A 13,195-nucleotide genomic window follows, 5' to 3' on the forward strand; every position below is an offset into this window, starting at 1 on the left:
GTTTGTAAATAATTATCATTACATATTGACAGGTTATCTCAAATGCGTGCCACGAACTACGATCAGGTTTTGCCCGTCAAACGCGTGCTGGCCACTGCCATTGGCCTGGCCATTGCCTCGCTGACGCTGCCGGCGCTGGCAGACGAGTCGCTCAAGCTGGACAGCGTCACGGTCAAGGGTGAGCAGGAAGGTGACTACAAGACCGAGTCGGTCTCGTCGCCCAAGTACACCGCGCCGCTGCTGGACACCCCGCAGACCGTCACCGTGGTACCTCAGAAGATAATCGCCGAGCAGCAGGCGCTGAGCCTGCGCCAGGTGCTGTCCAACGTTTCCGGCATCACCTTCACCGCCGGTGAGGGTGGTGGTGGTTCCGGTGACAGCATCAACATCCGTGGCTTCAGCGCCAACGCCAACATGCAGATCGACGGCCTGCGCGACAGCGCGCAGACCAACCGTACCGACACCTTCAACATCGAGTCGGTCGAGGTCATCAAGGGCCCCAACTCGGTATTCGGCGGCAGCGGTACCACCGGCGGCAGCATCAACCAGGTGACCAAGGCGCCTCGCCTGCGTGACTTCACCCAGATCGGCGCCAGCATCGGCACCGACAGCTACCGTCGCTTGACCCTGGACAGCAACCAGACCCTCGATGGCCTGGGTACCGACAGTGCTTTCCGGCTCAACCTGATGACGCACGAAAACGACGTGGCCGGCCGCGACGAGATCGACCGCAAGCGTTGGGGCATCGCGCCGTCGCTGGCCCTGGGCCTGAGCGAGGACACCCGCCTGACCCTCAGCTACTTCCACCAGACCGACGACATCCTGCCGGACTACGGTGTGCCGGCCATCGATGGCAAGAAGGTCGCCGGGGTGGACCGCGAGAGTTACTTCGGCTGGAAGAACCTGGACAAGGACGACATCAAGACCGACTCCTTCACCATCAAGCTCGAGCACGCCTTCAACGACAGCCTGAGCCTGCAGAACCTCACCCGCTACAGCCAGATCGACCGCAACACGGTGATCTCCGCCTCGCACGTCAACACCACGGGCGTACCGGCCGGCAACTACCTGCCGGCCGGCCCGCAGGCCTATGGGCGTGACGTGAACAGCAAGATGCTGATCAACCAGACCAACCTGCGTGCCGACTTCGACACCTTCGGTCTGCAGCACAGCCTGTCCACCGGGGTGGAAATCTCCCGCGAGGACTACGACCGCCTGACCTACAACCACGGCCTGGGCACCGCGCTCTACCCGACTGGTGGCTACTCGCTGGGCAACCCGCCGGGCTACTGGAACGGTGCAGTCAACAAGACCATGAGCGCGGATACGTCGACCCGCCTCGACAACCAGGCGGTGTACGTGTTCGACACCATCGCCCTGAACTCCGACTGGGACCTGAGCCTGGGGCTGCGCTACGACTGGATCGAGGGCGACTACAAGAACACCGCGCTGCCGGCTGGCACCCTGACCAAGCTCGACACCCGCGACGAAGAGCTCAGCGGGCGCATCGGCCTGGTCTACAAGCCGGTCGACAATGGTCGCATCTACGTGGCCTACGGCACCTCCTTCAACCCGTCGGCCGAATACCTGGCGACCACCGGCAGCGGTGTTTCGGACGCGACCTCGGGCCTCGATCCGGAGAAGAATAAGACCTGGGAGCTGGGTACCAAGTGGGAACTGCTCGACCGTCGCCTGGAGCTGGATGCGGCTATCTTCCGGGTAGAAAAGACCAATGCCCGCGAAACCATGGCTGACGGCAGCACCCAGCTGGCAGGCAAGCAGCGCGTCGAAGGGATCGAGGTAGGGCTGACCGGCCATGTCACCGAGCGCTGGGACGTGTTCGCCAACTACACCGTACTCAGCAGCGAGACCCTCGAAGCGGCCGACACTGCCGCCGGCATCGCCCGCGAGGGTCAGGCCCTGGCCAACACGCCGCCGCGTTCGTTCAACCTGTGGACCTCCTACCAGCTGCCGGCCGGCTGGTCGCTGGGCTACGGCGCCCGCTATGTCAGCGAGCGCAACGTCAGCTCCAGCAGCAACGCCAAGCTGGACTCCTACTGGTTGCACAACGCGATGGTCGGCTACAAGGTCAACGACAACGTCGACCTGCAGCTGAACCTCAACAACCTGTTCGACGAAGACTACGTGGAGCGCGTTCGCCAGACGCCGGGCACCGGTGCCCGTTCCTCGGCCATCGAGTACGGCGACGGCCGTTCGGCGATCCTCTCGGCGACCTACAGCTTCTGAGTCCGCCTCCGGCGTGCCGACAGGCACGCCCGGTTGTCCAACGCCCCGGCTGGTCCGGGGCGTTGGCGTTCATACAGGTTGACGTGCCGGGTGCCACCGCGCGGAAGCGGGGCGCGGGCTGGACTTTGCCGTCGTCCGTCTTATGCTGCGTGGATGAAGCGAATACTGCTCAACTGTGACATGGGCGAGGGCTTTGGCGCCTGGCGCATGGGTGACGACGCGCTGGCCATGCCGCTGATCGATCAGGCCAACCTGGCCTGTGGCTTTCACGCGGGTGATCCACTGATCATGGCGCGTAGCGTCGCGCTGGCCATCGAGCATGGCGTGAGCGTCGGTGCACACCCTTCCTACCCCGACCTGCAGGGTTTCGGGAGGCGCCACCTGCAGTGTTCGCCGGAGGAAGTACGGGCCCTGATGCTGTATCAGATCGGCGCGCTGGATGCCTTCTGCCGCGCTGCGGGCGGCCAGCTGGCCTATGTCAAACCCCATGGCGCGCTGTACAACGACCTGGTGCTCGACGACGCCTTGCTGATGGCGGTGCTCGATGCCTGTGCCAGCTATCGCAGGGGCTTGCCCCTGATGGTGCTGGCCCTGGCCGACAACAGCCGCGAACTGCGCCTGGCGGACGAGGCGGATGTACCGCTGATGTTCGAGGCGTTCGCCGACCGCGCCTATCTCTCCGATGGTCGGCTGGCACCGCGACGTCTCGCGGACGCGGTGCACCAGGACCCTGAACGCATACTGGAGCAGGCCGTGACCATCGCCCGTGGCGAGGCCTTTGCCGACATCGATGGCAAGCCGCTACGCCTGCGTGCGGACAGCCTCTGCGTGCACGGCGACAACCCCGAGTCGCTGGCCGTGCTGCGGCGCCTGCGCGCTCAGCTGGATGCGCTCTGAGGTTGCCAGTCCAGGGTCAGCGCTTCCTGCCAGGCGAACCGCTCGAAGTGGCTGGCGACGACAGCTTGCAGGCGTTGCAGGTCATCCGCGTTGCCACTCTCGACCTGCAGACGCAAACCCTGTTCTTCGGCCTGCAACGTGGCCAGGCCCGAGTCGAACTCGATGCGGCCCTGCTGCTCGTCGAAACTGACTGGAATCTTGTGTGCGAAGTGTTTGCACAGACGGCTGATGTAACGTGCCGGTGTGTCGGTCGCGACGAAGGCACTGCTGCTCAATGGATTCATGGTGACTCCTGATCGGGTGCGCGCTGCGCACCCTGTCTGTGGGCTGAGGTCAGTACGCCAGGGTGAAACGCTGGCGGATGTGCTGTGGCTGCTCCGCTTCGTCGATCAGCGCGACGGCCAGGTCGGCCACGGAGACGCTGCCGGGCTCATCGCCGTTCATCAGCAGCTCGTCGTTGCCGAGGCGGAACTTGCCGGTACGCGGACCAGGCACGAGCAGGGCGGCTGGCGAGAGGAACGTCCATTCCAGTGCCTGTTCGTCACGCAGCAGGTTGAGGACCTGGCGGGCACCTTCTGCACCTTCCTTGTATTCGGCGGGAAAGTCCGCTGTGTCGATCAGCTGGAGACCGGGGGCCACGTACAGGCTGCCCGCCCCGCCGACCACCAGCAGGCGCTGGGGGCCCGCCTGTTTGCTCGCCGCGATGATCGAGCGGCTGCCGCTGATGAATTGCTCGCGGATGTCCGCCACACCCCAGCCCGGGTTGAAGGCGCTGATCACCACGTCATGGCCTCGCAGCTGTTCGGCCAGTTTGGCGGTGTCCTGCACGTTCGCCTGTACGGCGCTCAGGCGAGGGTGGGCGGCGAGTTTCTCCGGGTGGCGCACCAGCGCGGTGACCTGATGTCCGCGCTGCAGCGCTTCCTGCAACAGGGGGGCGCCGACATAACCAGTGGCGCCGATCAGAGCGATCTTCATGGGGTGGACCTCGAGTAGTGGGGTGGGAACACATGATCGCTGCTGGATAAACCCGGGAAAAAGTGGCTTCATGAACTGGAATAGTTAAGCGGAGCTTCATAATGGAGCAGCTCAAGCGCATGGCGCTGTTCGCCACCGTGGTGGAAAAGGGCTCGATGGTCGGCGCAGGGGAAGCCATGGGCATGTCGGCGTCTGCGGTCAGTCAGCAGGTGCGTCGACTGGAGGAGGCCACGGGGGTCACGCTGTTGCACCGCACCACCCGCAAGCTGACCCTGACCGAGGCCGGCGCAACCTTCTATGACAGCTGTCGACAGATCGTCGAGCTGGCGCAGCGCGCCGAGCAGCGCCTGGCCGAGCAGCGGGATGCGCCGGTCGGGGAGCTGCGCGTCGCGGCCCCGGTCGGCTTTTCCGGGCCGCTGCTGTGCGAGGCGCTGGCCCCGCTGCTGAGCACCCACCCCGGCCTCAGCCTGACGCTGTTCTTTCAGGACGAGCAGATCGATCTGGTCGAGTCGCGCATCGATCTGGCCATCCGTGTCGGGCGCCAGGAGGACTCCAGTCTGGTCGCCCGCCACATTGTGAACTGGCGTTTGCTGCTGTGCGCTGCGCCGGCTTACCTGGCGCGTGCCGGCCTGCCAAGCGAACCGCAGCAGCTGCTGGCGTTGGACTGGATCGGCCTGCACCTCGAACGCATCCAGCACCTGGTATTGCAGGGCCCCGCTGGCGTGCAGCAGCGGCTGCGCCTGGAGAGCCGCGTCACCTGCAACAACATCTTGGCGTCGCGCCAGTTCACCCTGGCCGGCATGGGCGTGTCGTTGCAGCCCGAGGCGGAAATCCGCGGGCTGCTGGCCAGTGGCGAGCTGCTGCCCCTGCTGCCTGACTGGCAGCTGGAACCGGTGGGCCTGTACATCGTCACGCCGCGCCGCGATGCTCAGCCCGCCAAGGTGCGCTATGCCATCGAGGCACTCAGACGGCACCTGATCAATGCGTGATGATCGACTCAGGCTGTGCGAGGATGGCCAATACTCAGTTCCCCGGCTAGAAAGGACCCGTGACCCACACCGATGAAGACGCCCAAACGTATTGAACCCCTGGTCGAGGATGGCCTGGTGGACGAAGTGCTGCGACCGCTGATGAGCGGCAAGGAGGCAGCGGTCTATGTGGTGCGTTGCGGCGACGAGCTACGCTGCGCCAAGGTCTACAAGGAGGCCAACAAGCGCAGTTTCCGCCAGGCCTCCGAATATCAGGAGGGGCGCAAGGTGCGTGGCAGCCGTCAGGCGCGCGCCATGGCCAAGGGCAGCAAGTACGGGCGCAAGGAGCAGGAGCAGGCCTGGCAGAATGCCGAGGTCTCGGCACTGTTCCGCCTGGCCAGTGCCGGCGTGCGGGTGCCCAAGCCCTATGACTTTCTCGATGGCGTGCTGTTGATGGAGCTGGTGGACGACGGCGAAGGCGACGTCGCGCCGCGGCTCAATGACGTCGACCTGCACCCGGACGATGCGCGTGAGTTTCACGCCTTCATGATCCAGGAGATCGTCAAGATGCTCTGCGCCGGCCTGGTGCACGGTGATCTCTCGGAATTCAACGTGCTGCTTGGCCCCGAGGGGCCGGTGATCATCGACCTGCCGCAGGCGGTGGATGCGGCGGCCAACAACCATGCCTTCAGTATGCTCGAGCGCGATGTGCGCAACATGGCCGAGTACTTCGGCCAGTTCGCCCCGGAGCTCAGGTATACCAAGTACGCCAAGGAAATGTGGGCGCTCTACGAGGCTGGCAAGTTGCAGCCGCATACGCAACTGACCGGCGAGTTCGCCGAACCGCAGGACGCCGCCGACATCGATGCGGTGATGCGCGAGATCAAGGCCGCGCTGGCCGAAGAGGCGAAGAAACAGGCCCTGCGCAACGCCGAGGATGAACCCAAGGACGCCGAGCCGACGCCACCCTGGATGCGCTGAGGCAATGCCCGGTGTTGATCCGCAACATCCGGCTGTTGATCATGACGCTTGTGTGATCGCCCGCAAGCGGGCTCCTACGGCGGTCTTGTTGATCCTGTGGGGGCGCACGGCCTTTACGTCAGGCGGCGCCTGGGCCCCGGATTTCATCCGGGCTACGGCGTTTCCGCGTGTCCCTTGGCGCAGCAACTGACGCCCTGTTCGATGCCCTGCAGGATCGGGCAGTCCGGCCGCTCGTTGCCCTGGCAACTGGCCGCCAGGTCCACCAGGGTGTCGCGCAGTGCGCTCATCTCGGCAATCTTGCGCGACAGTGTGGCGATGTGTTCCTCGGCCAGTGCCTTGACGTCGGCGCTGGCGCGCTGCTTGTCCTGCCACAGCGCCAGCAGCCTGCCCACTTCGTCCAGCGAGAACCCCAGGTCCCGTGAGCGCTTGATGAAGGTCAGGCGATGCAGGTCGTTGGCGTCGTACTGCCGGTAGCCGCTCTGCGAGCGCCCGGCATGGGGCAGCAGGTCGATGGATTCGTAGTAGCGAATCATCTTGGCGCTGAGGCCGGTGTGCTTGGCGGCTTGGCCGATGTTCATGCCTTGGGTCTCCAGCGGTTCAGCAGCAGGGCGTTGCTCACCACGCTGACACTGGACAGGGCCATTGCCGCGCCGGCGAACATCGGGTTGAGCAGGCCCGCCGCGGCGAGGGGGATGCCGACCAGGTTGTAGATGAAGGCCCAGAACAGGTTCTGGCGGATCTTCGCATAGGTGCGCCGGCTGATGTCCAGGGCCGCCGGCACCAGGCGTGGGTCACCGCGCATCAGGGTGATGCCGGCGGCGTGCATGGCGGCGTCGGTGCCACCGCCCATGGCGATGCCGACGTCGGCGGCGGCCAGCGCCGGGGCGTCATTGATGCCGTCGCCGACCATGGCCACCGTGCCCTGCTGGCGCAGCTCGTCGATCAGGCGCGCCTTGTCCGCCGGGAGCACCTGGGCATGCGGTTGGTCGATGCCCAGGGTGCCTGCCACCGCCGCGACGCTGCCCTGGTTGTCGCCGCTGATCAGGTGGCTGGTGATGCCCTGTTCGCGCAGTTCGGCAATGGCTTCTGCGGCGCCGCGCTTGAGTTGGTCGCCAAACGCCAGCAAGCCGAGCAGGCGCGGGCTGTCGCCGCTTTCGATCAGCCAGGACAGGGTCCGACCTTCGGCTTCCCAGGCGCGGGCGGACTCGCTCAGGGCGCCGGCCTGCAGTTGCTGTTCGTCCAGCAGACGGCTGCTGCCCAGCTGCAGCTGGCGGCCTTCGACCGTGCCGGCGATGCCCCGGCCCGCCAGCGCGCGGCTGTCGCTCACGGCGGGCAGGGCAATGCGCTGCTCGCTGCAGCGTTCCAGCACGGCCTTGGCCAGCGGGTGTTCGCTGCCTTGCTGGAGGCCGCCAGCCAGGCGCAGCAGCGTCTCTTCGCTGGCCTCGGCCAGGCCGACATGGGCGATGCGTGGCTTGCCCTCGGTCAGCGTGCCGGTCTTGTCGAAGGCGATGTGGCGCACGTCATGGGCCGCCTCCAGCGCTTCGGCATCCTTGATCAGGATGCCGTGGCGAGCGGCGACGCCGGTACCGGCCATGATCGCGGTCGGGGTCGCTAGGCCGAGCGCGCAGGGGCAGGCGATCACCAGTACGGCCACGGCGTTGAGCAGGGCCTGTTCGGCGGATGCCCCCAAAAGCAGCCAGACCAGCAGCGTGGCCAGTGCCACCAGCAGCACGGCTGGGACGAACACCTGGCTGACCTTGTCCACCAGCTTCTGGATCGGTGCCTTGGCGGCCTGGGCGTCTTCGACCAGGCGGATGATGCGCGCCAGCACCGTCTCCGCGCCGAGGGCGGTGGTCTCCACCAGCAGACGGCCTTCGCCGTTGATGGCGCCGGCGGTGACCTTGTCGCCCGGTTGCTTGGCCACCGGCAAGCTCTCGCCGCTGATCAGCGCTTCGTCGGCGTGGCTGCGGCCTTCCACCACCTGACCATCCACGGGAAAGCGTTCGCCAGGCCTGACCAGCACCTGGTCACCGAGGGCCAGCGCATCGATGCTGACCTGCTCCTCGCGGCCATCGACCAGGCGCACGGCGTGATCCGGGCGCAGCGCCTGCAGGGCGCGGATGGCGCTGGCGGTCTGGCGTTTGGCGCGGCTTTCCAGGTACTTGCCGAGCAGGATCAGGCTGATGATCACCGCCGAGGCTTCGAAGTACAGGTGTGGCATCTGCCCGGCGGGTGTCACCGCCCACTGGTAGAGGCTAAGGCCGTAGCCGGCGCTGGTGCCGATGGCCACCAGTTGGTCCATGTTGCCGGCGCGTGCCTTGAGCGCCTGCCAGGCCGCACGGTAGAAGCGGGCGCCGAAGATGAACTGCACGGGGGTGGCGATCAGGAACTGCAGCCAGGCTGGCAGCATCCAGTGCAGGCCGAAGGGTTCGACGAGCATCGGCACCAGCAATGGCAGGGTCAGGGCGATGGCCGCGAACAAGGTGAGGCGCTCGCGGCGCAGGCGCGAGCTGCCGTCGTCCGCAGGAGCGTGCTCGTCCACGAGGCTGGCCTGGTAGCCAGCCGCCGCCACGGCTTGCAGTGCCTGCTGCGCGTCGAAACCGGCGACGACCTGCAGGCGTGCCTTCTCGTCCGCGAGGTTGACCGCAACCTGGGTCACGCCCGGCAGCTTGCCGAGGGCGCGTTCGATGCGGCCGACGCAGCTGGCGCAGGTCATGCCCTCGATGGCCAGTTCCAGTGCGTGGCCGGGAACGGCGTAGCCGGCCCCTTCGATCGCCTCGATCAGTTGCCCGAGGCTGTCGGCAGGCGCCTCGATGCGCGCCTGCTCGCTGGCCAGGTTGACGGTGGCGCTGGCGACCTCCGGCAGCTTGCGCAGTGCGCGTTCGACACGACCGGCGCAGCTGGCGCAGGTCATGCCCTGGATCGGCAGGTCGAAGGTGGTCATGGACGGGCTCCCGGTAACGTCATGACCACAGGATCAACCTTGACCCCATGGCAAGGTCAAGCGTTCAGTTCAATGCGGGCGCGGCATGCAGTCGCAGGCCGGCGTTGTCCATGGCGATGCGGTAGCGGCGTACTTCGCCGGCGTAGAGCTCCAGCGACTGCCCTTCCAGCTGGGCGATGCCGTCCTGGCACGGCCCGGTGCCGGTCAGGCCGAGGCGCAGGGACACCTTGCCAGGCGGCAGGTTGAACGCCACCGACTGGCCCTGATGCAGGCGGGCGGCCATCTGGTCATGCAGGTACAGCGCGACCTCGCAGGTGGTGGCCACCTCCAGCCGTTCGCGTGAAACGATGAGTACCGCGTAGCCCTCGCCCTGGGCGGCCGATGGCAGGGGTGCCAGCGGTTGGGCAAGGGCTGCTGGCGCAAGCAGGGCGGCAAGCAGCAGGTAGGGCAGGCGCATGACGATGATCCCCATGTCGAAAGCCGGCGGAATGACTGGCGGCAAGTGCTTGACCTTGCCACCGTGGCAAGGTCGAGACTACACCCATCGACCATCGATTCAAGGAGTCAGCAGATGCAGCAGTTCAAGGTTAGCGGAATGTCCTGCGGTCACTGTGTCAGGGCCGTCACCCAGGCGATCAAGGCACTCGACCCGGCGGCGCAGGTGGATGTCGATCTCGCCGCCGGCGTGGTGCAGGTCGACAGTGACGTGCCGGCCGCGCAGCTGGAGGCGGCGATACGCGGCGAGGGCTATGAGGTGAGCGCGCCTTAGCCGGCCGCGAGTGGCGCTACGGCCACTGCCGCAGCAGGCCGCGGAAGCAGCTGTCGATCATCGCCGGCGTGTCGGTCTGCGCGTCGAACAGGTTGGGGTCGCGCAGCCAGTCGCTGAACAGCCCGACCAGCATGGCATGCAGGGCCCGTGACGCCAGGCGCGAGGTGATCCCGGGTTGCAGCAGTGGTTGTACGGACGGCAGGGCGAACTGCTGTTCGCAGAGGGCGATGAACTGATTGACGAAGGCTTCGTGGCGCTCCTCGGCTTCACGCAGCTCCTCGGTGAACTCGCAGCGCCGCAGCAGCACGGTGAGGATGCGCCGGCGCTGGTCGTCGAGAACCAGGTTGGCCATGGCCTCGATGCACAGGTCGCGCAGCAGTTGCAGGGACACCAGCCCGTCCACTTCGGCCAGCTGCTGGGCCAGAGGCTCCAGTGGCAGGCGCACCTGGTTGAGCATTTCGTGGAACAGGTGGGCCTTGTTCTGGAAGTGCCAGTAGACGGCACCTCGGGTCACACCCGCGTGCCTGGCGATCTGTTCCAGGCTGGTGTGGGCGACTCCGCGCTCGAGAAACAGGTGTTCGGCTGCGGCCAGGATGGTATGGCGGGTTTTCTCCGCGTCTTCTTTTGTTCTACGCATGGTGATCCGGCAGGTTGGTGCTGGGCTATGAGGGGGCGGAGTTTACCGGCTTTGCCATGACCTCTGCTGAGGGGTGATCGACGGGTATCAGCGCCAGTGTTTTAGGTCCTGCGTCGTGCACGACGATGGTGGTGCTGGGGCTTTCACCACGGCTGTGGTCAGTGAGATGATTAGCCGGCTAACAATAAAGCCCGGAATAGTCATGAACCTGAGAACGCTCCTGATTCTCGGTGCCCTGTGTGCCTTCGGCCCTCTGGCCATCGATTTCTATCTGCCGAGTTTCCCGACTCTGGCCCAGCAATTCGCCACCGATGTCGAACACATCCAGCTGTCGCTGGCGGCCTACTTCGTCGGTATCGCCATCGGCCAGCTGTTCCATGGGCCGCTGGCCGACCGCTTCGGGCGCCGGGTGCCGTTGCTGGTCGGGGTCGCGCTGTTCGCCGTGGGCTCGCTGGCCTGTGCGATCGCGCCAAGCCTGGAGTGGCTGATCGCCGCGCGCTTCGTGCAGGCCCTGGGTGGCTGCGCCGGCATGGTGATCACCCGTGCCGTGGTGCGCGACCTGTGCGACCCGCTGGTGTCGGCCAAGGTGTTTTCGCAACTGGTGCTGGTCATGGGGCTGGCGCCGATCCTGGCGCCGCTGGGCGGTGGCTTGCTGCTCAACACCCTGGGCTGGCCCTGGATCTTCCACAGCCTGGCGATCTTCGCGACCCTGTGCCTGCTGGCGGTACTGCGCTGGTTGCCGGAGACGCGTCCGCAGGAGCTGCCGCCAGCGCCCCTGAGTGGCGCCTTCGGGCAATACCGGGCGCTGCTGGGCAATGCGTCGTTCATGGGTTACAGCCTGGCTGGCGGTGTGGCGATGGCAGGAATGTTCGCCTATATCGCCGGCTCCCCCTTCGTCTTCATCGAGCTGTACGGCGTGCCGGCCGAGCACTACGGCTGGCTGTTCGGCAGCAATGCGGCCGGTTTCGTGATCATGGCCCAGATCAATGCGCGGCTGGTGCGGGCGGGTGGGCCGGCGGTGTGGTTGCGACGCGTGGTGCTGGTGTACCTGAGCAGCGGCTTGTGCCTGCTGGCGCTGGCGTGGTGGCGACCGGAGCAGCTCTGGCCGCTGCTGGTGCCGCTGTTCATCTGCGTCGCCAGCCTGGGCTGTCTGCTGCCCAACGCCACGGCCTGCGCCATGGCCGGGCAGGGGCGGCATGCCGGCAGTGCCTCGGGGTTGCTGGGGAGCATGCAGTTCACCGTGGCCGCCAGCGCCTCGGCGCTGGTGGCCTTCCTGCATGATGGCTCGGCGGTGCCGATGGCACTGGTGATCGCCCTGTGTGGCGGGGCGGCCAGTGCCTTCGCCTGGTGGAGTCGGCGCTTCGCGGTCTGAGCCGCTTGGCCGTTACAGGCGTGTCGCCTTGAAGGTGTCGCAGCGGCTCGGCTGACCCGTCTCGAAACCAGTGCTGAACCAGCGCACACGCTGTTGCGAGGTGCCGTGGGTGAAGGCGTCGGGCACCACCTGGCCGCGCGCCTGCTTCTGCAGACGGTCGTCGCCGATGGCGCTGGCGGCGTTCAGCGCCTCTTCCAGGTCACCCGCCTCCAGCCAGTCGTGACGCCGCTGGGCATGGTGTGCCCAGACGCCGGCCAGGCAGTCGGCCTGCAGCTCCTGGCGCACCAGCAGGCCGCCATCGCCTTCGACGCGCTCACCGCGCTGGCGGGCGGCATTGACCTTGGCCGATACGCCCAGCAGGGTCTGCACGTGGTGGCCGACCTCATGGGCGATCACGTAGGCCTGGGCGAAGTCGCCGGCGGCGGAGAAGCGCTGCTCCATCTCGCGGAAGAAGGCCATGTCCAGGTACACGCGCTTGTCGCCTGGGCAATAGAAGGGGCCGACCGCCGAGCTGGCGAAGCCGCAGGCCGAGTTCACCCCGCCCGAGAACAGCACCAGTTGCGGGTCGCGGTACTGCTGCCCGGCCTGCTGGAACAGCTCGCGCCAGGTGTCCTCGGTATCGCCGAGAATGGCGCGAACGAACTCGCTCTGTTCATCCCCGGCGGGTGGTGCCGTCTGGGACTGGGGTGCCTGCGGCTGCGTGGCCTGGCCGGCTATCTGGCCGAGGATCTGCAGCGGGTCCTGGCCCATCAGCAGCCCGACGATGACGATGACCGCCACGCCGCCAAGGCTCAAGCCGCCGCCGACGCGCCTGCCGGAGCGCCCGCGGGCATCCACCACGTTGTCACTGCGTCTGCCTTTCTGCCAGCGCATGTCGCTGCTCCCTCGTTGGTTATCGCTGCGGAGCGGGGTAGTCGCTCAGCACCTGGTCCTGACGGTCACGGTCCAGGCCGATGACCTGGTAGGCGTCGACGCGGTCGCCGTACTCCATGCCGGGCGAGCCCACGGGCATGCCCGGTACGGCGGCGCCGACAAGGTCGGCGCGTTCACGCAGTTTGAGAATGTCGGCGGCCGGCACGTGGCCTTCGACGAACTTGCCGTCGATCACGCCGGTATGACAGGAGGCCAGGCGCGCTGGCACGCCGAGGCGTCGCTTGACTGCGCTCATGTCCTGCTCGACGTGGTCGTTGACGGTGAAACCGTTGTCCTGCAAATGGCTGATCCAGGCTGTGCAGCAGCCGCAGCTGGCGTCGCGGTGGACATCGATGGTCAGCGGCTCGCTGGCGTGGGCCAGGTTGCCGATGAGGAAGAGGGCAAGCAGGGAAAGGCGCATGTTGGCAGCTCCTGTGGGCGTGGGGTAGAGGATACCGCCGCGCCCGAGGATGACCAAGATGCGTGACGCGGC

Annotated in this window: 14 protein-coding genes; 6 read left to right on the forward strand and 8 right to left on the reverse strand. The window is 66.7% G+C overall.

The features are described from left to right. Positions 1–42: 42 nt before the first annotated feature. Together FIV02_RS04235 and FIV02_RS04240 are read left to right on the forward strand one after the other, a co-directional pair. Positions 43–2,247 carry a TonB-dependent siderophore receptor gene (locus tag FIV02_RS04235; RefSeq protein WP_152487899.1) on the forward strand — a complete coding sequence of 735 codons (2,205 nt, stop codon included), beginning with the start codon at positions 43–45 and terminating at the stop codon, positions 2,245–2,247. Between the two features lie 153 nt (positions 2,248–2,400). Further along, positions 2,401–3,144 (forward strand): 5-oxoprolinase subunit PxpA, encoded by a 744-nt coding sequence (locus FIV02_RS04240; protein ID WP_152487900.1) that lies wholly within the window; start codon positions 2,401–2,403, stop codon positions 3,142–3,144. Here FIV02_RS04240 and FIV02_RS04245 read toward each other — a convergent pair. After that, on the reverse strand, positions 3,126–3,428 hold the full coding sequence (locus tag FIV02_RS04245) for a DUF2218 domain-containing protein (RefSeq protein WP_037046322.1): 303 nt from the start codon (positions 3,426–3,428) through the stop codon (positions 3,126–3,128). The genes FIV02_RS04240 and FIV02_RS04245 overlap by 19 nt on opposite strands. A gap of 49 nt (positions 3,429–3,477) precedes the next feature. Beyond that, positions 3,478–4,119: an NAD(P)-dependent oxidoreductase gene (locus tag FIV02_RS04250; RefSeq protein WP_152487901.1), complete on the reverse strand. Its 642-nt coding sequence runs from the start codon at positions 4,117–4,119 to the stop codon at positions 3,478–3,480. 101 nt (positions 4,120–4,220) lie between these two features. Here FIV02_RS04250 and FIV02_RS04255 point away from each other — a divergent pair, with 101 nt between their 5' ends. Then, positions 4,221–5,108 carry a LysR family transcriptional regulator gene (locus tag FIV02_RS04255; RefSeq protein ID WP_152487902.1) on the forward strand — a complete coding sequence of 296 codons (888 nt, stop codon included), beginning with the start codon at positions 4,221–4,223 and terminating at the stop codon, positions 5,106–5,108. Positions 5,109–5,180: 72 nt separating this feature from the next. Continuing rightward, on the forward strand, positions 5,181–6,068 hold the full coding sequence (locus FIV02_RS04260) for a PA4780 family RIO1-like protein kinase (protein ID WP_152487903.1): 888 nt from the start codon (positions 5,181–5,183) through the stop codon (positions 6,066–6,068). Positions 6,069–6,220: 152 nt separating this feature from the next. Here the strand turns inward: FIV02_RS04260 and cueR are convergent, their stop codons facing one another. The 3 genes from cueR to FIV02_RS04275 form a co-directional block, all read right to left on the reverse strand. Next, positions 6,221–6,646: a Cu(I)-responsive transcriptional regulator gene (gene cueR, locus FIV02_RS04265; protein WP_152487904.1), complete on the reverse strand. Its 426-nt coding sequence runs from the start codon at positions 6,644–6,646 to the stop codon at positions 6,221–6,223. Continuing rightward, positions 6,643–9,012 (reverse strand): heavy metal translocating P-type ATPase, encoded by a 2,370-nt coding sequence (locus FIV02_RS04270; protein ID WP_152487905.1) that lies wholly within the window; start codon positions 9,010–9,012, stop codon positions 6,643–6,645. The genes cueR and FIV02_RS04270 overlap by 4 nt, the downstream gene beginning before the upstream one ends. Positions 9,013–9,076: 64 nt before the next feature. Next, a complete protein-coding gene (locus FIV02_RS04275) occupies positions 9,077–9,469 on the reverse strand; it encodes a hypothetical protein (protein WP_152490085.1) in 393 nt (130 codons plus the stop codon). A 114-nt stretch (positions 9,470–9,583) separates the two neighbouring features. On the opposite strand from FIV02_RS04275, the gene FIV02_RS04280 reads away from it, so the two are divergent. Then, on the forward strand, positions 9,584–9,781 hold the full coding sequence (locus FIV02_RS04280; RefSeq protein ID WP_152487906.1) for a heavy-metal-associated domain-containing protein: 198 nt from the start codon (positions 9,584–9,586) through the stop codon (positions 9,779–9,781). Between the two features lie 16 nt (positions 9,782–9,797). Here FIV02_RS04280 and FIV02_RS04285 read toward each other — a convergent pair whose 3' ends face one another. Next, positions 9,798–10,418: a TetR family transcriptional regulator gene (locus FIV02_RS04285; protein ID WP_152487907.1), complete on the reverse strand. Its 621-nt coding sequence runs from the start codon at positions 10,416–10,418 to the stop codon at positions 9,798–9,800. A gap of 202 nt (positions 10,419–10,620) precedes the next feature. Between FIV02_RS04285 and FIV02_RS04290 the strand changes: the two genes are divergently transcribed. Beyond that, positions 10,621–11,790 carry a multidrug effflux MFS transporter gene (locus FIV02_RS04290; RefSeq protein WP_152487908.1) on the forward strand — a complete coding sequence of 390 codons (1,170 nt, stop codon included), beginning with the start codon at positions 10,621–10,623 and terminating at the stop codon, positions 11,788–11,790. A 12-nt stretch (positions 11,791–11,802) separates the two neighbouring features. On the opposite strand, the gene FIV02_RS04295 is transcribed toward FIV02_RS04290, so the two are convergent. Together FIV02_RS04295 and FIV02_RS04300 are read right to left on the reverse strand one after the other, a co-directional pair. Next, a complete protein-coding gene (locus FIV02_RS04295) occupies positions 11,803–12,663 on the reverse strand; it encodes a neutral zinc metallopeptidase (RefSeq protein WP_047589766.1) in 861 nt (286 codons plus the stop codon). Positions 12,664–12,682: 19 nt separating this feature from the next. Then, on the reverse strand, positions 12,683–13,123 hold the full coding sequence (locus FIV02_RS04300) for a DUF411 domain-containing protein (protein ID WP_037046345.1): 441 nt from the start codon (positions 13,121–13,123) through the stop codon (positions 12,683–12,685). Positions 13,124–13,195 lie beyond the last annotated feature (72 nt).

The organism is Pseudomonas sp. THAF187a, assembly GCF_009363395.1.
Classification (GTDB): domain Bacteria; phylum Pseudomonadota; class Gammaproteobacteria; order Pseudomonadales; family Pseudomonadaceae; genus Aquipseudomonas; species Aquipseudomonas khazarica.

Excerpts from the sequence above, each read along its gene's own strand:
- FIV02_RS04270 (WP_152487905.1), bottom strand. The coding sequence starts at position 9,012 with ATGACCACCTTCGACCTGCCGATCCAGGGCATGACCTGCGCCAGCTGC.
- FIV02_RS04300 (WP_037046345.1), bottom strand. The coding sequence starts at position 13,123 with ATGCGCCTTTCCCTGCTTGCCCTCTTCCTCATCGGCAACCTGGCCCAC.
- FIV02_RS04250 (WP_152487901.1), bottom strand. The coding sequence starts at position 4,119 with ATGAAGATCGCTCTGATCGGCGCCACTGGTTATGTCGGCGCCCCCCTG.
- FIV02_RS04240 (WP_152487900.1), top strand. The coding sequence starts at position 2,401 with ATGAAGCGAATACTGCTCAACTGTGACATGGGCGAGGGCTTTGGCGCC.
- FIV02_RS04275 (WP_152490085.1), bottom strand. The coding sequence starts at position 9,469 with ATGCGCCTGCCCTACCTGCTGCTTGCCGCCCTGCTTGCGCCAGCAGCC.
- FIV02_RS04235 (WP_152487899.1), top strand. The coding sequence starts at position 43 with ATGCGTGCCACGAACTACGATCAGGTTTTGCCCGTCAAACGCGTGCTG.
- FIV02_RS04295 (WP_047589766.1), bottom strand. The coding sequence starts at position 12,663 with ATGCGCTGGCAGAAAGGCAGACGCAGTGACAACGTGGTGGATGCCCGC.
- FIV02_RS04245 (WP_037046322.1), bottom strand. The coding sequence starts at position 3,428 with ATGAATCCATTGAGCAGCAGTGCCTTCGTCGCGACCGACACACCGGCA.
- FIV02_RS04290 (WP_152487908.1), top strand. The coding sequence starts at position 10,621 with ATGAACCTGAGAACGCTCCTGATTCTCGGTGCCCTGTGTGCCTTCGGC.
- cueR (WP_152487904.1), bottom strand. The coding sequence starts at position 6,646 with ATGAACATCGGCCAAGCCGCCAAGCACACCGGCCTCAGCGCCAAGATG.
- FIV02_RS04260 (WP_152487903.1), top strand. The coding sequence starts at position 5,181 with ATGAAGACGCCCAAACGTATTGAACCCCTGGTCGAGGATGGCCTGGTG.
- FIV02_RS04255 (WP_152487902.1), top strand. The coding sequence starts at position 4,221 with ATGGAGCAGCTCAAGCGCATGGCGCTGTTCGCCACCGTGGTGGAAAAG.
- FIV02_RS04280 (WP_152487906.1), top strand. The coding sequence starts at position 9,584 with ATGCAGCAGTTCAAGGTTAGCGGAATGTCCTGCGGTCACTGTGTCAGG.
- FIV02_RS04285 (WP_152487907.1), bottom strand. The coding sequence starts at position 10,418 with ATGCGTAGAACAAAAGAAGACGCGGAGAAAACCCGCCATACCATCCTG.